The following is a 19,166-nucleotide window of genomic DNA, read 5'->3' as shown; positions in this document are numbered from 1 at the left end:
CGTCATGAAAAAGCTACTGCGTACCAGCGTTACCGGCGTACTGATCGGCTGCGCTTTCCCGGTGCTCGCCGCCTCCACCGTTGACCTGACCGTCAAGGGCCTGATTGTGCCCTCGGCGTGCATGCCGAGCCTGTCGGCCGAGACCATCGACGTCGGCCGAGTCTCGGTCAAGGACCTTAACCTGGACACCCGGACCCAACTCACCCCGGTCACCCTGCAAATGGGCATCGACTGCGAAGCCTCGACCCTGTTTGCCCTGACGGCCACCGACAACCGCACCGACTCGGCAAACAGCATCATCGAATATGGCATCGGTAAGACCAGTGCCGGTCAGCGTATTGGCGGCTACCTCATGTTCCTCGACCAGGGCGTCGCCGATAACACGCCCGTCGGGATGATCCGGTCGTCGGACAACGGCACCACCTGGAACTCTATGCGGCCAGACATGGGCTGGCAAACCAATCAATTGATCTCGATCCAAGAGATCGGCGCGGCGCGGGTGCCTGTGCCGGCCCAGAACACGCAGGTGGCGCTCTCGGTCAAGCCATTCATCCTGCCGGCCCAGGGCCTGACGATTACCGAAGACACGGTGATCGACGGTTCGGTCACGGTCGAAGTCCTCTACCTGTAACGCCACCGCCTTGCCCGATGCCCGTACCACCCGTTCAACACCAGGTAACTCAAGCCATGAACCTGCTTACTCGCTTGCCGGCCCTCACCCTTCTGTTGGCGGCGGCGCCCTTGGCCTTCGCGCTCTCGAGCGTGGAGTTGGACGTCAACGGGCGAATCACCCCCAGCGCGTGCAGCGTATCGCTGTCGGACAACGGCCTTGTCGACCACGACAAGATCCTGGCGACGACGTTGCATCCGAGTGAGTTCACCGTGCTGCCGAACCAGCAGATGGGCTTGAGCATCAGTTGCGAAGGCCTGGTGTTGTTCGCCCTGGTGGGCATCGACAACAAGCGTGAGTCATCGCTGGCGCCGGATTATTTTTATGGGCTGGGCATGAACCCCCATGCCCCCGACGAACGCCTCGGGTCGGTCAGCCTGTCGTTGCGCGGCCCGGTAGGCGATTCGCAGCCGATGCAAACCCTGACCTCATCCGACCAGGGGGCTAGCTGGAAACCCGAACCTAACATGTACCCGCGTCTGTTGATGGGCTTTGCCCGGGCCGGCGATACGCTGCCCGCGCCGATCCGGCAATTGGTGGCGTCCCTGCGGGTCGACACCTCGATCAGCCCGGCCAACACCTTGACGCTCCACGAAGAGGTGCCCCTCGATGGCTCGATCACGCTGGACCTGCGTTACCTCTGACACCGTGCCGTCGGCGCCCCGGTCACCCACCGCGCGCATGTCGGCCCATTTGAAGCGCCCTGTATAGAAGAGCCCTGTTATGAACTCGTTTTTTTCCGTTTGGCGCTGGCTGCCGCGTCTCTGCTGCGTGGCACTGGCCGTCCTCGGTGCAACCGTCGCGCGTGCCGACGGCATGGTCCCGGACACCTCGGTGGTGATCGTCAACGAGGCCGATGGCGAGGCCACGGTCTCGGTCACCAACACCGACACCAAAATGGCCTTGCTGCACGTCACCCTCGAAAACATCCCCGAGGACAGCGACACGCTGCTGTTCGTGACTCCACCCCTGACCCGCGTCGAGGCGTCCAAGAGCCAGTTGGTGCGCTTCATCCTGCAAACCCAGGCGCCGCTGCAAACCCAGCGCCTCAAACGGGTGATTTTCGAGGGCATGCCCGCCCAGCGCGACCCGGCCCAGCTCGGGCGCGCGCAAGTGGGCGTGACCGTGCGGCAGAACCTGCCGGTGATCATTCATCCCAAGGGGCTGGCGCCGAATCGCACGCCGTGGCTGGGCCTGCAATGGACCTTGAAAGCCGACCAGCTCAGCGTCCACAACCCGTCCCCGTATGTGGTGCGCCTGGCCCAGGAGCTGCAACTGCTGCCCGGCAATGCTTCGGCGATGCTGCCGCGCACCTATGTGCTGCCCGGTGAAACGCTGACCGTCACCGCCAGCGGCGCCGGCGCCGGTGCCACCAGCGTGCGCCTGCAACCGGCCACAGTGTATGGCTTTGCGGTCGCGCCCCACGACGCGCCCATAAGCCTGTGATGCAACGGCGCCCAGGGACACGACGGCGCCACTATCACGAAGTGGCCACCCACTGAAGGCCACCGGGAAGACCTGACGCGATAGGGAATCACGCCGGGTACTTCCATCATCCGAGTGCATTTGTGTGAACACAGTCATCCATTACCGTGACGGCAAAGCCGTGCCCGGCGTTTCACCGCGCCTGGCATTACTGGTGCTGACGCTCAGTCAGGGGTTGCTGACGAACCTGGCATGGGCAGAGCAGTCGTCGACAGGTTCGTTTGATCCACAGACCCTGCTCCAGCGCGGCATCGATCCCGAACTCGCCAGCCTGCTGATGCAGACCCCGCGTTTTACCCAGGGGCGCCATGCGCTCAACCTGACGGTCAACGGCCAGCGGCGCGGGCGCGTCGATGTCAGCGTGGATCAGCACGGCGCCACATGCTTCGACCCGCCGCTGCTGGACGCCGCGCAGTTGGTGACACCGTCTTCGGGCCCGGCAGAAGAAAGCAGTTGTTATGCCTTTCTCGAGCAATACCCACAGACCGTGGTCGAGCACGACCCGGCCAACCTGAGCCTGAACCTGGTGGTGCCCACCCAGGCGCTGCGCCCGCTCACCCAGGACATTTCCGGCTATCAGACCGGCGGTTTCGCGGCGCTGCTCAACTACGACGTGACCGGCCTGTACAACCATTACCGCAACGATTCCAGCCGCTTTGGCTCGGCCAATACCGAGGTCGGCTTCAATGCCGGCGACTGGATCGTGCGCAGCCGCCAGGTACAGACCTGGCAGGACAGCCGCTCAAGCACCACCCATCTGGACGCCTACGCCCAGCGCACCTTCGCCAGCCACCAGGCGGTGTTGCAGGCCGGGCAGATCAACCTCTACAACCCGGTGCTCGCGGGTGCGCCAATCACCGGCGTGCAGGTGCTCACCGAACAGGCCCTGCAGGATCAGAACCAGGGCGCGACCATCAACGGCATCGCCAACGGCCCGGCGCAGGTGGAAGTGCGCCAGAACGGCGCGTTGATTCACTCCACAGTGGTGCCCGCCGGCCCGTTCAGCTTGAGCAATGTGCCGCGCCTCAACGGGCGCTCCGACGTCGAAGTCACCGTCAAGGAAAGCACCGGCGAGGAACGGCGCTTTACCGTGCCCGCCGCCATGCTCGGCCTGGGGCTGCCCGCGCCCGGCTACTCGGTGGCGGCCGGGCGGGTGCGCAATATCGGCGACGGCCCGGGCGCCGAACCCTGGGTGCTGAGCGCCGGCTGGAGCGCCGCGCCGCATCCGCAGCTCAGCTTCGGCAGCGGGCTGTTGGCGGCCGCGGATTATCGCTCGGCGGGCCTGAGCCTGGGCCTGTTGCCGCTGCCGGACAGTCAGGTGCAAGTGGCCGTGGTCGCCTCCGAAGCCTCGCGGCGCACCCAGGAACGCGGGGTGCAGACCGACCTGTCGTGGTCGCACAAACTCAGTGAGCGCTGGGCCTTCACGGCAGCCAATTCCTGGCGCACCCAGGGCTACCGCGACCTCACCGAATCGACCTACATCGCCGACACCCGCGAGCAGCAACGCGCGCGTTACCGCGACCAGCAGAGCGCCACCAGCTCGTGGTCGCACCCATGGCTGGGCGCCTTCAGCGCGGGGGTTTCCCGTTCGTCCTCGTTCCAGGGCGACAGCAGCAGCCGCGCCCTCGCCTCCTGGGGTACGCAGGTCGCCGGTATGTCGATTTCCACCACCGCCGAATGGCACATGGGCGGGCGTCGTTACAACGACGACAGCCTGTACCTGACGGTCAGCCTGCCCCTCGGCGAAAGCCGCCGTGGCCGCGCCTGGGTGCGCAATTCCGGCGGCGAGCACCGCACCGGGATGGGGCTCAACGAGCAGATCAACGACCACTTGGCGTATCGCGTCGGCGTCGAACATGACACCCGCGACCGCGAAGTCGAATCGTCCCTGGGCGTGTCGGCCCTGCCGTTCTACAGCCAGTTGGACTTCAACTACACGCGCGCTGACGCCGAGCGCTCCAGCTACCAGGGCGGCGCACGCGGCGGGATGGTGCTGCACGCCGACGGGTTGACGTTCTCGCCCTACCCGGTGCGCGACACCTTTGCCGTGCTGGCGGTGGGCGACATGCCCGGGATCAAGGTCAACACCCCCAGCGGCCCGGTGTGGACCGACTGGCAAGGCCAGGCCGTGGCGCCTCAGCTCAGCGCCTATGGGCGCAGCCCGCTGGAAGTCCACACCCGTTCGCTGCCGCGCAATGCCGACATCCACAACGGGCTTGCGGTGGTATCGGCAGGCCGCGGCGCGGTGGACCGCATCGAGTTCGGCGTGTCGCTCACCCGGCGTGCGCTGTTGACCCTGGACACCCCGATGCCACGCGGCTCGACCGTGACCACGGAGGACGGCGAGTTCATCACCCTGGTCCAGGAAGGCAACCAAGTGTTCTTGCCCGACGTGCTCGACACCCGCCCGCTATGGATCAAGGCCCCTGACCAGCCGCGCTGCCACTTGCGCTTTGAACTGCCGGCCAAGGCCGACCCCCACGTGTATTTCGAAACCGCACCGGCCCGCTGCCAGCGACCTTGAGGACCCCAATATGAAGCTTCAACACAGCCTGGCAGCCCTGCTGCTGTTCGCCGGCACGGCCCTGGCCGAGGACGACTGCCGCCTGGACCTGAGCGAATCGCGCCTGGATTTTGGCCTGATGAACCGCGCCGTCGCGTCAGCACCGGCAGCGGAACACCTGCTCGGCGAACGGCGCCTGTCCTTGACCTTGAACTGCCCGCAACCGGCTGACATGAGCCTGTTCTACCGCGCCCTGGCTGCCGGCACCGAGCGCTTGCGCTTGGGCGACGGCGGCAGTTACCGCGTGCAAGTGCATGACGCGGTGCTCGATGGCCACGCGGTGCAACTCGGCTTGCTCGCCGGCCCAGGCCAGGCGCCCGCGCAAATCGGCACGAGCCTGGCCTGGCGCGCCGACCACGGCATCGTCCCGCTGCACGACGGCCAGCCCGCCACCGGGCGCAGTTTTGCCGCGCAACTGCAGGTGAGTGCGTGGGCGCGGGACGAAGCGATCCGCGTGCGCGATGCCGAAACCTGGGAAGCCTCGGCGCAGGTGGACGCGCCCACCTCCGGGCGTTCACGGGAATTGCAGCTGCAAGCGCGCTTCGCACCGACGGCCTGCACGCCCACCCTGGCCAACAACGGCACGGTGGACTTCGGCAAGTTGTCGGTCAGCGACTTGCACCGCGACAAAGACACCGCCCTGCCCGCCCGCGCGCTGAGCCTCACGGTCAGCTGTGACGGCCCGACTCCGTTTGCCCTGGTCATGCACGACAACCGCGCCGGCTCAGCCACCGGCGGCATCGATGAAACCGCCTACGGCCTGGGCCTGGATGCACGCGGGCAGAAAGTCGGCCGTTATTACCTGCTGGTCGACCCCGCCCAGGCCAGCGCCGACAAGCTGCCCCAGCTGTATCGCACCGACTCGACCACGGGCGGCGCCGCCTGGAGCAGCGCCAGCGCCAGCGCGATTCCCTTGGGCGCGCGCAGCCTCCTCGGGTTTACCGCCACGGCCGGCAGCACCGAAGGCCCGAATGCCCTGCAAAACCTCAGCGCATTACTCAGCCTGAAAGCCTTCATCGCGCCGCTCGACAGCCTGGACCTGCGCAGCGAAGTGCGGCTCGACGGTTCGGCGACCCTGGAAATCACCTACTTCTAAGCCCCTCGGAGCCTCCCATGATTGCTCGCTACCTGATCCTCGTGCCCCTGTTGTTCAGCCAACCGGCGCAGGCCGCCGCCCCCGTCGACCTTAACGTCAACGGCCGGATCATCCCGGTGTCCTGCGCGCCGAGCCTGTCGGCCAACGGCGTGGTGGATTTCGGCAAGATCGCCCAGCAAGACCTCAACCTCACGACCGGCACGCGGCTGCCGATCAAGTCCCTGAACCTGACGGTGATCTGCAACGGCCCGGTGCGTTATGCCTTGCGCATGCACGACAACCGCGACGGCTCGGCCCACGTCAACAGCGAGATTTATTACGGGTTGGGCCTGGACAACAGCGCGAACAAGATCGGCGTGTACTCGCTGACGTTCGATCCGCAGCAGACCGTGGTGGGTGGCGTGGCCGAGGTCCACGGCACCGAGTCCACCACCGGCGGCGTGGCCTGGCGCGCGGCCAACCGCAACCCGATCAACATCGGCGCCAAGAGCCTGCTGGGCTTCACCGACACCGCGGGCAGCACCGCCGGCCCCATGGCGATCCAGAACCTGACCAGCACGCTGAGCCTGGAGACGGTGATCAACGCCAAACAGAACCTGGACCTGAGTACCGACATCCTCATGGACGGTTCGGCGACGCTGGAGGTGGAGTACCTTTAGACTTTCTCGCTGCTGACCTCGACGTACCGCGCGCGCCCCGCACCGAGGCCGGCGACGATGGCGCCCAGGCCGATCACCGCGAAGACCCAACCGGTGGCGGCCCAGCCGCCGGTCCAGTCGTGAATCAGGCCCACCGCGAGCGGGCCCAGGGACGCCAGGGTGTAACCGAAGCCCTGGGCCATGCTCGACAGGTTGGCGGCCACGTGGGCATCCCGCGAGCGCAGCACGATCAAGGTCAGCGCCAGGCTGAACGTACCGCCCTGCCCCAGGCCCAGCAGAATCGCCCAGCCCCACAGCCCGTCGAGGGGCGCGTACAGGCAGCCCATCAGCCCGCCGAGGGTCAGCAGCATCACCACCACGATGGCCAGGCGCTGGTCCTTGCCGCGCGTGGCCAGCCAAGGCGCGGTGAGGGCGCTGAGCAGTTGCACGATGATCGAACCGGACAGCGCCAGCCCGGCATCGGTGGCGCTCAGGCCGCGGTCGATGAGGATCGACGGCACCCAGCCGAACACGATGTAGGCCAGGGACGATTGCAGGCCCATGTACAAGGTCACTTGCCAGGCCAGCGGATCGCGCAGCAAGCCCTTCACCCGGTAGGCGACGCGATGCGCGCCGTGCTTCTGCCCGATTTGCGGCAACCAGCACAGCGCGGCCAGCAACGCCGGCACCATCCAGAAGCCCAACCCGATGCTCCAACGGTTGCCGAAGGAGTCGCTCAAGGGCACCGAGGCCCCCGCCGCCAATGCCGCGCCCAGGCACAGCGCCATGGTGTAGACCCCAGTCATCGCGCCCGCCTGCCTGGCGAAGTCGCGCTTGACGATACCGGGCAACAACACGCCGATGATGCCGATGCTGGCCCCGGCGATCAGGCTGCCAACAAACAACCCGACCTCACCGAACGCACTGCGCAGCAGAATACCGCCGGCCAGCGTCAACAAGATCCCCAGCACCACCCGCTCGGCACCGAAGCGCCGCGCAAGGAGCGGCGCCAGCGGCGCGAACAGGCCCAGGCACAGCACCGGCAAGGTGGTCAGCAGACCGGCCCTGGCCGCCGACAAGCCCAGGCTGGCCGAGACCTCACTGAGCAGCGGCGACAGGCTCGACAGCGCCGGGCGCAGGTTCAGCGCCACCAGCACCAGGCCCAGCAGCAACAGCCATGGCCGGCTCGTCGGCGGGGGGCTGTGCTGGACTGCATCGTCGTCGGCCTCGGCGTCGATCAGCAATTCTTCCAACTCAGGCATGCGTGGGGCGTCAGGGTTCATTGATCAACTGCCGGCAAAGGGATTTGGCGCGCTCCGGGTCTTGCTGCGCTACGGCATCAAGCAAGGCGGTGTGCAGGTCGAACACCGCCTGGCGACGCGGCGAGATGTTCAGGGTCTGGCGCAGTTGCGCGCCGATGATGCTGGAAAAGTACCGGTACAACTCGCTCAACGCCGGGTTGTGCGCCGCGTCCACCAGCCGTTGGTGGAATACCAGATCGGCGCTGATGTAGGCCTCCAGCTCACCGTGATACAGCGCGGCGCTGGCATCAAGCGCCTCGCGCAACCGGTGCAGGTCTTGCTCGGTGCGACGCAGGACGGCCAGACCGATGGCCTCCACTTCCAGGATCTGCCGCGTCTCCTGCGCCTGTTCCAGGCTGCAATGGGATAACGCGCGCATGGCGCCCAGCGGGTCCGTCATCGAACGCAGGTAACTGCCGTCGCCCTGGCGGACCTCGATCAATCCAGAGAATGCCAGCACCCGCATGGCCTCGCGCACGGTATTGCGGCTGATGCCCAGTTCCGCCGCCAGCTCAGGCTCGGTGGGCAGGCGCTCGCCGATGGCCCACGTACCTTGGGTGATGCGCTGGCGCAGCTGCTCGAGGGCTTGGTCGACCAGGGAGCGTTTGATCAGCGGGGAGATGTCTGTCATGAGGTTTGCGCTTTCGTCCAATCATAGGATGAATTTACCTACAGCCTATTCGGACTTGCCTACAAAGGCAACGCACTAGGGTTTTCAGGCAGGGAAACGGAGCAGTATTTTCGATTGTTAAAATTACCCTTAAAGGGTAATTTCAGCCTTAGGTGTCTTATGGAAAAGTACACACCTCATTACGATTTGGCGGTGATAAAGGCGGATGTCATCAGGTTGGGTAGCAGAGCATTCACCGCAAGCGCGCGGGAGGCGGCTCGACAACTTGAGTTGAACATCGGCCAGATGCGACTCGCGGTCTGCGCCCTTGAGAATCGAATGTTGTACACGTCAATGACGACCTATTCAGACCACCGTGTGTGGCAGGACGTCTATCTGATCAAGATTTACGCTACGGAGATTTACATCAAAGTGACTTACCGCCCAGGCGGTGGTCCTCCCGTAATCTCCTTCAAGGAGAAAACCTTATGAAAACCCAACAATGCGTGAGTTGCGGAACCCATGACGCAATGCAGCATTTCGAAGGTCGCAACTTCACGATCAACACACGCGGCATGATCCGGGATATCCCTGATATTGCAGGCTGGGAATGCCAGGCCTGTCACGAGGTCGAATTCGATTCGGACACCGATAGCGCAGAGCGTTATTCCGATGCCAGCGATAAGTTGTTAATGGATGCCAGGACAATCATCGCCGCCGAAATGAAACGAATTCGCCGCAAATTGCATCTGACGCAGAAAGACGCGGTGAGGCTATTGACCGGCCGCGGCCATAACGCATTTTCCCGCTACGAAAGGGCTGAGATCTTTCCGCCCGCGCCACTGCTCACATTGATGCGTCTACTGGATAAACATCCGCATCTATTGGCCGAAATAGAGGCACTCAATGCCGGCGAAGACCTGAACCATCTGCTGATCGCAAAAGATGCGCAGCTTGCAACTCAAGCGTCCGCGTAAAAACAGCAGGCAAAAATAAACCCGGCCTGGTGCCGGGTTTATCGCTTCAAGCATCAACCATCGATCAATGCAGAATCTGGCTCAAGAACAACTTGGTCCGGTCATTCTGCGGGTTGTCGAAGAAGTCATTCGGCGCCGCCTGTTCCACGATCTCGCCCTTGTCCATGAAGATCACGCGGTTGGCCACGGTACGGGCGAAGCCCATTTCGTGGGTCACGCACAACATGGTCATGCCGTCTTCGGCCAGGCCGATCATGGTGTCGAGCACTTCCTTGACCATTTCCGGGTCGAGGGCCGAGGTCGGTTCGTCGAACAGCATGATTTTCGGTTTCATGCACAGCGCCCGGGCAATCGCCACGCGCTGTTGCTGGCCGCCGGAGAGTTGCCCCGGAAACTTGTGGGCCTGCTCCGGGATACGCACGCGCTCCAGGTAGTGCATGGCGATTTCTTCGGCCTTGCGCTTGGGCATCTTGCGCACCCACATCGGTGCCAACGTGCAGTTCTGCAGGATGGTCAGGTGCGGGAACAGGTTGAAGTGCTGGAACACCATGCCGACTTCGCGGCGGATCGCTTCGATCTGCTTGAGGTCGTTGGTCAGTTCCACGCCATCGACCACGATGCGGCCCTGCTGGTGTTCTTCCAGGCGGTTGAGGCAGCGGATGGTGGTGGACTTGCCCGAACCCGACGGGCCGCACAGCACGATACGCTCGCCCTGCTTGACGTTGAGGTTGATGTCTTTCAATACGTGGAACTGGCCGTACCACTTGTTCACGCCCTGCATCTGGATAATGCCTTCAGGGCTCACAGGCTGTTTGATCGCTTCGCTCATAACATCAACTCCTAACGCTTGTGGCCTGTGTCGAGCTTATGTTCCAAATGAATGGAATAGCGCGACATACCAAAACAGAAAATCCAGAACACCAGGGCGGCGAACACGTAGCCTTCAGTGGCCATGCCCAACCATTTCGGGTCGGCGGCGGCTTGCTTGACGCTGTTGAGCAGGTCGAACAAACCGATGATGATCACCAGGCTGGTGTCCTTGAACAGCGCGATAAACGTGTTGACGATGCCGGGGATCACCATCTTCAGGGCTTGCGGCAGAATCACCAGGCCCATGCTGCGCCAGTAACCCAGGCCCATCGCCGCGGCCGCTTCGTACTGACCTTTGGGAATCGCCTGCAAGCCACCGCGCACCACTTCCGCCACGTAGGCCGACTGGAACAGGATCACGCCGATCAACGCCCGCAGCAGCTTGTCGATGCCCATGCCTTCGGGCAGGAACAACGGCAGCATCACCGAGGACATGAACAGCACCGTGATCAACGGCACGCCGCGCCAGAATTCGATGAAGGTCACGCAGACCACACGAATCGCCGGCATGTTCGAGCGCCGCCCCAGCGCCAGCACAATCCCCAGCGGCAAGGCACCGGCGATGCCGACGGTGGCGATGACCAGGGTCAGCATCAGGCCGCCCCATTGGCTGGTGGCCACGCTGGTCAGGCCGAAAATGCCGCCGCGCAACAGGAAGAAGGCAATGATCGGGTACAACACCAGAAAGCCCAGGCCGTAGATCGCCTTGCGTGGAAAACGCGAGATGAACAACGGCGCCACGCCCACGATGGCCAACCACACGGTCAGGTCTACGCGCCAGCGCAGGTCGCCGGGGTAGTAGCCGTACATGAACTGCCCGAAGCGCTGTTGGATAAACACCCAGCAGGCGCCTTCTTTGGTGCAGTCGGCGCGAGTGGTCCCGACCCAGTTGGCGTCGAGGATCGCCCAGTGCAGGATCGGCGGCACGACTAGGTAGATCAGGTAAAACGCCAACAAGGTCAGCAGGGTGTTGAGCCAGCTGGAAAACAGGTTGGCGCGCATCCATGCCATCGGCCCGAAGACTTTGCTCGGCGGTGGCATATCAGGTTTGAACGTATGCGAACTCATGCTCGTTTCCTCACCGCTCGATCAGCGCAATGCGCTTGTTGTACCAGTTCATCAGCAGGGAAATGCTGATGCTGATCGCCAGGTACACGCTCATGGTGATGGCAATGACTTCGATGGCCTGGCCGGTCTGGTTGAGCACCGTGCCGGCAAACAGCGAAACCATTTCCGGGTAACCGATACCGGCGGCCAACGACGAGTTTTTCGCCAGGTTCAGGTATTGGCTGGTCAGCGGCGGAATGATCACCCGCAGGGCTTGCGGGATGATGACCTTGCGCAGCGTCGGCCCGGGGCGCAGGCCCAGGGAGCGTGCGGCTTCGGTCTGGCCGTGGCTGACGGACTTGATGCCCGAGCGCACGATCTCGGCGATAAACGCCGCGGTGTACACGGTCAGCGCCAGGGTCAGCGCCAACAGTTCAGGGATCAGCACCCAGCCACCGACGAAGTTGAAGCCTTGCAGCTTGGGCATTTCCCAGTGCAACGGCGCGCCGAAGACCAAGGCGCACAATGCCGGGATCACGATGAACAGCGCCAGACCCGCCCAGAACTTGTGGAAGGGAACACCGGTCGCTTCAAAGCGCTTGTTGGCCCAGCGGGTCATCAGCACGATGGCCACGATGGCCACGACCACGCTGACCACGAACGGCCAGAACCCGTCGGCGGCCAGCGCGGCCGGCATGTTCAGGCCACGGCTGCTGACGAAGAACGTGTCGCCGAAGTTATGGCTGTTGCGTGGCCCCGGCATGGTCAGGAACACCGCGAAGTACCAGAACAGGATTTGCAGCAACGGCGGGATGTTGCGGAACACTTCCACGTACACCGTCGCCAGCTTGTTGATCATCCAGTTGGGCGACAAGCGGGCCACGCCGATGATGAACCCGAGCAGGGTCGCCAGGACCACGCCGATCACGGTCACCAGCAAGGTATTGAGCAGCCCGATCACAAACACCCGGGCATAGCTGTCCGATTCGGTGTAGTCGATCAGGTGCTGCGCGATGCCGAAGCCGGCACTGCGCTCAAGAAAGTCGAAGCCCGAGGTAATGCCCCGGTGTTGAAGGTTGGTCTGGGTATTGTTGAAGAGGTACCAGCCCAGCGAGACCACCGCCACAATCGTGATGATCTGGAAGAGCCACGCACGCACTTTGGGATCGCTGAAGCTGAGCTTCTGCTTTGGTGCGCCGATTTTATTTTGCATGAAGTGCCCCGGAAAGAATGGAACAGAACATCACCCGGCGGTTGGCCCACCGGGTGATAGAACCATCAGCGATCAGCGCACAGGGGGTGCGTATTGAATGCCGCCGTTGTTCCACAGCGCGTTCAGGCCACGGTCGATTTCCAGTGGCGTGCTCTTGCCGAGGTTTTTCTCGAACACTTCACCGTAGTTGCCGACCTGCTTGACGATCTGTACGACCCAGTCTTTCTTCACTTTCAGGTCTTTGCCGTATTCGCCGTCGGCACCGAGCAGACGCGCAACGTCCGGGTTCTTGGTGGACTTGGCTTCAGCCTCGACGTTTTTGGAAGTGATACCGGCTTCTTCCGCGTTGAGCATGGCGTAGCCAACCCAACGCACGATGGCCAGCCACTCGTCGTCGCCATTACGCACGACCGGGCCCAGCGGTTCCTTGGAAATGGTTTCCGGCAGAACCACGTAGTCTTTCGGCGAGGCCAACTTGCTGCGCTGGGCGAACAGTTGGGACTTGTCGGAGGTCAGTACGTCGCAACGCCCGGACTCCAGCGACTTGGCGCTTTCGTCGGAGGTGTCGAAGGTGATCGGGGTGTATTTCAGACCGTTGCCACGGAAGTAGTCGGAAACGTTCAGCTCGGTGGTGGTACCGGCCTGGATGCAGATGGTTGCACCGTCCAGTTCCTTGGCACTTTTAACGCCCAGCTTGTTGTTTACCAGAAAGCCGATGCCGTCGTAGTAAGTGATGAAGCCGGGGAATTTCAGGCCCATGCCCGCATCGCGGGAGCTGGTCATGGTGGTGTTACGGGACAGAATGTCGACTTCGCCGGATTGAAGCGCGGTGAAACGCTCCTTGGCGTTCAACTGGCTGAATTTGACCTTGCTCGCGTCGCCGAACACAGCAGCGGCTACCGCGCGGCAGAAGTCAGCGTCGATCCCGAGGATCTTGCCGCTGGCATCCGGTACCGAGAAACCCGGCAAGCCGTCACTCACGCCACATTGCACAAAACCTTTCTTCTGCACGGCGTCCAGGGTGGCGCCGGCTTGGGCGAAACCACTGACACCCAATACAGCGGCCGCGGAAACGATGGCCAGGGTGGATTTCAATACCTTCATTCAAACCTCCAGTTGCTCTTGTTGTGTCGGAGCTAGAACCTCAGCGCACCCTTATGAGGCGATATCGACCCGTGTTGGCTTTTATTAGGGTCAAGCAGCATGAGGCAGTCGCAGTAATTCCAGTTGCTATCCCACAAACGGCAGTCACTGATAGTGTTACCGTCCCAGGAAAGATCTGACATCGACCTACACATAGCAAAGCGCGTACCAGAGTGGCTGCTGAGTCGATTCAGCCCAAGGTCAATGGCAAAAGATTCAACCTTGCGACATTCTCGTAACAGATCAAACTATTGCGCACCGTTCCGTCGCACTCAATCGGAGCGCACGCACATTAATGGAGCAGACATGAGCAACCCCTTGATTCTTCAGCCCACCAAGCCTGCAGACGCCTGCGTAATCTGGCTGCATGGCCTGGGTGCCGATCGCTACGACTTCCAACCGGTGGCCCAAGCGCTGCAGGAAAACCTGCTGACCACCCGCTTCGTCCTGCCTCAAGCACCGACCCGCCCGGTGACCATCAACGGCGGCTATGAGATGCCCAGTTGGTACGACATCAGGGCGATGAGCCCGGCGCGGTCCATCAGCCTGGAAGAGCTGAAAGAGTCGGCCAAAATGGTCACGGATTTGATCAAGGAACAAAAAAGCAGCGGAATAGACGCCTCGCGGATTTTCCTGGCGGGTTTCTCCCAGGGTGGCGCCGTGGTGTACCACACCGCTTTCCATAAATGGCAAGGCGCCTTGGGTGGCGTGATTGCCCTCTCCACTTATGCGCCGACCTTCGACGACGAGCTGGAATTATCCGCCAGTCAACAGCGCATTCCGGTGCTGTGCCTGCATGGCCAGTACGACGAGGTGGTACAGAACGCCATGGGGCGCAGCGCTTACGAGCACTTGAAGACCCGTGGTGTCACCGTGACATGGCAGGAATACCCAATGGGTCACGAAGTGTTACCCGAAGAGATCAGCGATATCGGTACGTGGTTGGCCGAACGACTGCGCTGAACGCCGCCGTTTATTTAGCCACATGACAGACGCACTACGCCGCGCCCGATTCTTGCATTACACTGGCCGGCGTATATTCCTTAACCAATTAATGAGATCACCGTGCTCAAAGCACTCAAGAAGATGTTCGGCAAAAGCGAGGCTGAGCCGCTCGCGCCAGTTCCCAGTGCTCCCGTCCCGACACCCGGCAGCCGCCACGACGGTAAACAGCCTGGCCTGGCCGCGCCTGTGACCGCGCCGAAACCGCTCGAGGTGACGCCAACCGAACCGCCGAAACCGGCCGAAGCCGCTGCGGCAACCGCGCCTGCGCCTGCGCCAAAAGCCGCACGCCGTGAACGCGCGCCCAAGCCGCCCGTCACGCCGTGGAAACTCGAAGATTTCGTCGTCGAACCCCAGGAAGGCAAAACCCGCTTCCACGATTTCAAGCTCGCACCGGAACTGATGCACGCCATCCAGGACCTGGGCTTCCCGTACTGCACACCGATCCAGGCGCAGGTGCTGGGCTTCACCCTGGCCGGCAAAGACGCCATCGGCCGCGCCCAGACCGGCACCGGCAAGACCGCCGCGTTCCTGATCTCGATCATCACCCAACTGCTGCAAACGCCGCCGCCGAAAGAACGCTACATGGGTGAGCCGCGCGCGCTGATCATCGCCCCGACCCGCGAGCTGGTGGTGCAGATCGCCAAGGACGCCGCCGACCTGACCAAGTACACCGGCCTCAACGTCATGACGTTTGTCGGTGGCATGGACTTCGACAAGCAGCTCAAGCACCTCGAAGCGCGTCACTGCGACATCCTGGTTGCCACTCCGGGCCGCCTGCTCGACTTCAACCAGCGCGGCGACGTACACCTGGACATGGTCGAAGTGATGGTGCTGGACGAAGCCGACCGCATGCTCGACATGGGCTTTATCCCGCAAGTACGCCAGATCATTCGCCAGACCCCGCCGAAAAACGAGCGTCAGACCCTGCTGTTCTCCGCGACCTTCACCGAAGACGTGATGAACCTCGCCAAGCAGTGGACCACCGAGCCGTCCATCGTCGAGATCGAGGCGCTGAACGTCGCCAGCGAAAACGTCGAGCAACACATCTACGCCGTGGCCGGTGCCGACAAGTACAAGCTGCTCTACAACCTGATCAACGACAACGGTTGGGAGCGCGTGATGGTATTTGCCAACCGCAAGGACGAAGTGCGCCGTATCGAAGAGCGCCTGGTGCGTGATGGCGTCAACGCCGCGCAACTGTCAGGCGACGTGCCGCAGCACAAGCGCATCAAGACCCTGGAAGGCTTTCGCGAAGGCAAGATCCGCGTGCTGGTGGCCACCGACGTGGCCGGGCGCGGGATTCACATCGACGGCATCAGCCATGTGATCAACTTCACCCTGCCCGAAATGCCCGACGACTACGTACACCGTATTGGCCGCACCGGCCGTGCCGGGGCAGCGGGCGTGTCGATCAGCTTTGCCGGGGAGGATGACTCGTATCAGTTGCCGTCGATCGAGACGCTGCTGGGCCGCAAGATCAGCTGCGAGACACCGCCGACGCACTTGCTCCGGGCTGTAGAACGCAAACGCCCCTAAGCTCAAATGCGGTCAAACATGTGGGAGGGGGCTTGCCCCCGATAGCGGAGTGTCAGTCGCAGAATTTGCCAACTGACCCACTGCTATCGGGGGCTTGCCCCCTCCCACATTTGATTTCAGCTGATTTTGAGATAGGTGTTCGGCTGGCTACTTCCAGCGATCCGCTGCGGCGTGGTCGCTGTCGCGCCCGTCCACCCAACGCGCACCTTCGCTGGTGCTTTCTTTCTTCCAGAACGGCGCACGGGTCTTCAGGTAGTCCATCACAAACGCGCAGGCATCAAACGCAGCCTGACGATGCGCGCTAGCAGCGGCGACGAAGACGATGGGCTCGCCCGGTTCCAACGCGCCGATGCGGTGCAGCACTTCCAGCTTGAGCAGCGGCCAGCGCTGTTCGGCTTCCACGGCGATCTTGGCCAGGGCCTTTTCGGTCATGCCGGGGTAATGCTCCAGGAACATCCCCGCCACGTCGTGGCCGTCATTGAAGTCGCGGACATAGCCGACAAAACTCACCACCGCGCCGACGCCGACATTGGCAGCGTGCATCGCGTTGACTTCGACGCCGGGGTCAAACGGCGCGGGCTGCACACGGATGGCCATGCTCAGCCTCCGGTCACGGGTGGGAAGAAGGCGACTTCATCACCGGCTTCGAGCGGCTCGTCGACGCTGCACATTTCCTGATTGCGCGCGCACATCAAGCTGGTCTCGTTGAGCACGTCAAAGCCCGGATCGCCGACCAATGCCTGGCGCACCGCGTCGACGGTGGCGAAGTCGCCTTCCATCTCCAGGGAATCCAGGCCGATCGTTTCGCTGTAGCGGGCAAAAAACAGTACGTTGATGCTCATGCCTGGTCCGCCTTGAAATGCCCGCTTTTCCCGCCGAGCTTTTCCAGCAGGCGGATGTTTTCGATGGTCATGCCGCGGTCCACGGCCTTGCACATGTCGTAGATGGTCAACGCAGCGACACTGGCGGCCGTCAGCGCTTCCATCTCTACGCCGGTCTGGCCCGAGAGTTTGCAGCGCGCCACGATGTGCACGGAGTCTATGCCCTCGGCGCTCAGTTCGACCTTGACGCCGGTCAACATCAGCGGATGGCACAAGGGGATCAAATCACTGGTTTTTTTCGCCGCCTGGATCCCGGCGATACGGGCCACGGCAAACACATCGCCCTTGGGATGGGCACCATCGACAATCATTTTCAGTGTCTCGGGCAGCATACGCACCCGCGCTTCAGCCACCGCCTCTCGGAACGTCACGGACTTGTCGGTGACGTCGACCATATGGGCGCGACCTTGGGAATCGAGATGAGTCAGCACAGGGATACTCCTGATCAGGAGCGTCGATTGTAAACCCTGTAGGAGCGAGCTTGCTCGCGAAAAACCAAAGAACAACGCGGGGCTCCAGAGACCCGCGTTATCGTAGACACTCTTCGCGAGCAAGCTCGCTCCTACATGGACCGCGTTTACAAGTGAGATTCGGCGTATTCGGCCAGGATCGAACGTGGAACTCCCTGCAGCGCGATATGCACGCCGTTCGGGAAGTCTTTGAAGCGTTCCGTCAGGTAAGTCAGCCCGGAGCTGGTCGCGGACAGGTAAGGGGTGTCGATCTGCGCCAGGTTGCCCAGGCACACCACTTTGGAACCGGCGCCGGCACGGGTGATGATGGTTTTCATCTGGTGCGGCGTGAGGTTCTGGCACTCATCGATCAAAATCAGGCTCTGCTGGAAGCTGCGACCTCGGATGTAATTGAGGGATTTGAACTGCAACGGCACTTTGCTGAGGATGTAGTCGACGCTGCCATGGGTGTTTTCGTCATCCATGTGCAAAGCTTCGAGGTTGTCGGTGATCGCCCCCAGCCACGGCTCCATTTTTTCCGCTTCGGTGCCGGGCAGGAAACCGATTTCCTGGTCCAGGCCCTGCACGCTGCGGGTGGCGATGATGCGGCGATAGCGTTTGGTCACCATGGTCTGTTCGATGGCGGCCGCCAGAGCCAGGATGGTTTTGCCCGAGCCGGCGGCACCGGTCAGGTTGACCAGATGGATGTCCGGGTCGAGCAGCGCATACAGCGCCAGGCTCTGGTAGATATCACGCGGTTTCAGGCCCCAGGCTTCCTGGTGCAACAGGGGTTCCTGATGCAGGTCGAGGATCAGCAGCCTGTCGACCTGGATCTCTTTGATCCAGCCCACGAAGCCCTGTTCGTCGATGATGAACTCGTTGACGTGTACCGCCGGCAGGTTGTCGATCAGTTGCACCTGGTGCCAGGTGCGACCGTGGTCCTGACGGGTTTCAACCTTGCTGACGCGGTCCCAGAACGAGCCGGTCATGGTGTGATAACCACGGGACAGCATCGACACGTCGTCGACCAGTTGGTCGGTACTGTAGTCCTCGGCAGCGATCCCACACGCTCGTGCCTTGAGGCGCATATTGATGTCTTTGGTCACCAGCACCACGCGCATGTCCTTGTCACGAGCGTGCAGGTCGATCAATTGGTTGATGATTTTGTTGTCGTTGAGGTTTTCCGGCAGCAGGCTGTTGGGCTCGCTGCGCTTGCTCATCAAAATCGACAACAAACCCTTGGGCCCGCTTTTGCCGCGCTGGATCGGCACGCCGACTTCGACGTCCTCGGGTGACGCTTCACCCAGGGTTTTGTCGATCAGGCGGATGGCCTGGCGACATTCGGCGGCCACGCTGTGATGCCCGCTTTTGAGTTTGTCGAGTTCCTCCAACACGATCATCGGGATGGCGACGTGGTGTTCTTCGAAGTTAAGCAGAGCGTTCGGATCGTGGATCAGTACGTTGGTATCAAGCACATAAAGGATTGGCTGGTCGGAAGAAGGGTTACGTCCATGATCATCCATACTCGGTCACCTTTGTGGGAGCCAGTCGACGCAATACCACAACAGTGCTGCGCCTCGATTCGACCACCGACTGCACCTTGCGTGACGTCAAGTGCAGTGCCCACATGAGGAGTCTTGGAAGACGCCACCTGTGTTGCAGGTTTCGGCGATCTGACTTCG

The 19,166-nt window shown here is 62.5% G+C and carries 20 protein-coding genes; 10 read left to right on the top strand and 10 right to left on the bottom strand.

Going from position 1 to position 19,166, the window contains the following annotated elements; translation table 11 throughout:
• Positions 1 to 4 precede the first annotated feature (4 nt).
• The 6 genes from TU80_RS08965 to TU80_RS08940 all read left to right on the top strand — a co-directional run bounded on the left by TU80_RS08965 (position 5) and on the right by TU80_RS08940 (position 6,473).
• Positions 5 to 631, top strand: coding sequence for a DUF1120 domain-containing protein (locus tag TU80_RS08965; RefSeq protein ID WP_046384612.1), 627 nt, complete (start codon positions 5 to 7; stop codon positions 629 to 631).
• A 56-nt stretch (positions 632 to 687) separates the two neighbouring features.
• Entirely contained in the window at positions 688 to 1,314 is a 627-nt protein-coding gene (locus TU80_RS08960; protein ID WP_017848661.1) for a DUF1120 domain-containing protein, read from the top strand.
• 79 nt (positions 1,315 to 1,393) lie between these two features.
• The gene (locus tag TU80_RS08955; protein ID WP_017848660.1) at positions 1,394 to 2,116 is read left to right on the top strand and encodes a fimbria/pilus chaperone family protein; all 723 of its coding nucleotides are present in this window, start codon (positions 1,394 to 1,396) and stop codon (positions 2,114 to 2,116) included.
• A 124-nt stretch (positions 2,117 to 2,240) separates the two neighbouring features.
• Positions 2,241 to 4,679 (top strand): fimbria/pilus outer membrane usher protein, encoded by a 2,439-nt coding sequence (locus TU80_RS08950; RefSeq protein WP_046384614.1) that lies wholly within the window; start codon positions 2,241 to 2,243, stop codon positions 4,677 to 4,679.
• A gap of 10 nt (positions 4,680 to 4,689) precedes the next feature.
• Entirely contained in the window at positions 4,690 to 5,814 is a 1,125-nt protein-coding gene (locus tag TU80_RS08945) for a DUF1120 domain-containing protein (protein WP_057004289.1), read from the top strand.
• A gap of 17 nt (positions 5,815 to 5,831) precedes the next feature.
• Positions 5,832 to 6,473, top strand: a complete 642-nt coding sequence (locus TU80_RS08940; protein WP_057004288.1) for a DUF1120 domain-containing protein — start codon at positions 5,832 to 5,834, stop codon at positions 6,471 to 6,473.
• On the opposite strand, the gene TU80_RS08935 is transcribed toward TU80_RS08940, so the two are convergent.
• Positions 6,470 to 7,735, bottom strand: a complete 1,266-nt coding sequence (locus TU80_RS08935) for a CynX/NimT family MFS transporter (RefSeq protein ID WP_057004287.1) — start codon at positions 7,733 to 7,735, stop codon at positions 6,470 to 6,472. The two genes, TU80_RS08940 and TU80_RS08935, sit on opposite strands and share 4 nt — an antisense overlap.
• A complete protein-coding gene (locus TU80_RS08930; RefSeq protein WP_017848655.1) occupies positions 7,725 to 8,384 on the bottom strand; it encodes a FadR/GntR family transcriptional regulator in 660 nt (219 codons plus the stop codon). The genes TU80_RS08935 and TU80_RS08930 overlap by 11 nt, the downstream gene beginning before the upstream one ends.
• A gap of 159 nt (positions 8,385 to 8,543) precedes the next feature.
• Between TU80_RS08930 and TU80_RS08925 the strand changes: the two genes are divergently transcribed.
• Entirely contained in the window at positions 8,544 to 8,855 is a 312-nt protein-coding gene (locus TU80_RS08925; RefSeq protein WP_057004286.1) for a type II toxin-antitoxin system MqsR family toxin, read from the top strand.
• Positions 8,852 to 9,340 carry a type II toxin-antitoxin system MqsA family antitoxin gene (locus tag TU80_RS08920; RefSeq protein WP_046384619.1) on the top strand — a complete coding sequence of 163 codons (489 nt, stop codon included), beginning with the start codon at positions 8,852 to 8,854 and terminating at the stop codon, positions 9,338 to 9,340. The genes TU80_RS08925 and TU80_RS08920 overlap by 4 nt, the downstream gene beginning before the upstream one ends.
• Positions 9,341 to 9,404: 64 nt before the next feature.
• Here the strand turns inward: TU80_RS08920 and TU80_RS08915 are convergent, their stop codons facing one another.
• The 4 genes from TU80_RS08915 to TU80_RS08900 all read right to left on the bottom strand — a co-directional run bounded on the left by TU80_RS08915 (position 9,405) and on the right by TU80_RS08900 (position 13,574).
• On the bottom strand, positions 9,405 to 10,169 hold the full coding sequence (locus TU80_RS08915; protein ID WP_003171943.1) for an amino acid ABC transporter ATP-binding protein: 765 nt from the start codon (positions 10,167 to 10,169) through the stop codon (positions 9,405 to 9,407).
• A gap of 11 nt (positions 10,170 to 10,180) precedes the next feature.
• Complete coding sequence (locus TU80_RS08910) at positions 10,181 to 11,278, bottom strand: amino acid ABC transporter permease (RefSeq protein WP_017848652.1); 1,098 nt, start codon at positions 11,276 to 11,278, stop codon at positions 10,181 to 10,183.
• 10 nt (positions 11,279 to 11,288) lie between these two features.
• A complete protein-coding gene (locus TU80_RS08905; protein ID WP_057004285.1) occupies positions 11,289 to 12,470 on the bottom strand; it encodes an amino acid ABC transporter permease in 1,182 nt (393 codons plus the stop codon).
• A gap of 72 nt (positions 12,471 to 12,542) precedes the next feature.
• Positions 12,543 to 13,574, bottom strand: a complete 1,032-nt coding sequence (locus tag TU80_RS08900; RefSeq protein WP_046384621.1) for an amino acid ABC transporter substrate-binding protein — start codon at positions 13,572 to 13,574, stop codon at positions 12,543 to 12,545.
• Between the two features lie 345 nt (positions 13,575 to 13,919).
• On the opposite strand from TU80_RS08900, the gene TU80_RS08895 reads away from it, so the two are divergent.
• Positions 13,920 to 14,576: an alpha/beta hydrolase gene (locus tag TU80_RS08895; RefSeq protein ID WP_017848649.1), complete on the top strand. Its 657-nt coding sequence runs from the start codon at positions 13,920 to 13,922 to the stop codon at positions 14,574 to 14,576.
• A 96-nt stretch (positions 14,577 to 14,672) separates the two neighbouring features.
• Positions 14,673 to 16,154, top strand: a complete 1,482-nt coding sequence (rhlB, locus tag TU80_RS08890) for an ATP-dependent RNA helicase RhlB (RefSeq protein ID WP_046488650.1) — start codon at positions 14,673 to 14,675, stop codon at positions 16,152 to 16,154.
• Positions 16,155 to 16,301: 147 nt separating this feature from the next.
• Here the strand turns inward: rhlB and moaE are convergent, their stop codons facing one another.
• The 4 genes from moaE to TU80_RS08870 all read right to left on the bottom strand — a co-directional run bounded on the left by moaE (position 16,302) and on the right by TU80_RS08870 (position 19,007).
• A complete protein-coding gene (gene moaE / locus TU80_RS08885; RefSeq protein ID WP_057004284.1) occupies positions 16,302 to 16,751 on the bottom strand; it encodes a molybdopterin synthase catalytic subunit MoaE in 450 nt (149 codons plus the stop codon).
• 2 nt (positions 16,752 to 16,753) lie between these two features.
• Positions 16,754 to 16,996 (bottom strand): molybdopterin converting factor subunit 1, encoded by a 243-nt coding sequence (moaD, locus tag TU80_RS08880; RefSeq protein ID WP_046488654.1) that lies wholly within the window; start codon positions 16,994 to 16,996, stop codon positions 16,754 to 16,756.
• Positions 16,993 to 17,466 (bottom strand): cyclic pyranopterin monophosphate synthase MoaC, encoded by a 474-nt coding sequence (moaC, locus tag TU80_RS08875; RefSeq protein WP_046384623.1) that lies wholly within the window; start codon positions 17,464 to 17,466, stop codon positions 16,993 to 16,995. The genes moaD and moaC overlap by 4 nt, the downstream gene beginning before the upstream one ends.
• Before the next feature lie 146 nt (positions 17,467 to 17,612).
• Positions 17,613 to 19,007 carry a PhoH family protein gene (locus tag TU80_RS08870; RefSeq protein WP_017848644.1) on the bottom strand — a complete coding sequence of 465 codons (1,395 nt, stop codon included), beginning with the start codon at positions 19,005 to 19,007 and terminating at the stop codon, positions 17,613 to 17,615.
• Between the last annotated feature and the right edge of the window lie 159 nt (positions 19,008 to 19,166).

This window comes from Pseudomonas veronii, from assembly GCF_001439695.1.
GTDB classification, from domain to species: domain Bacteria; phylum Pseudomonadota; class Gammaproteobacteria; order Pseudomonadales; family Pseudomonadaceae; genus Aquipseudomonas; species Aquipseudomonas veronii.
This window is presented reverse-complemented; position numbering and strand designations above follow the sequence as displayed.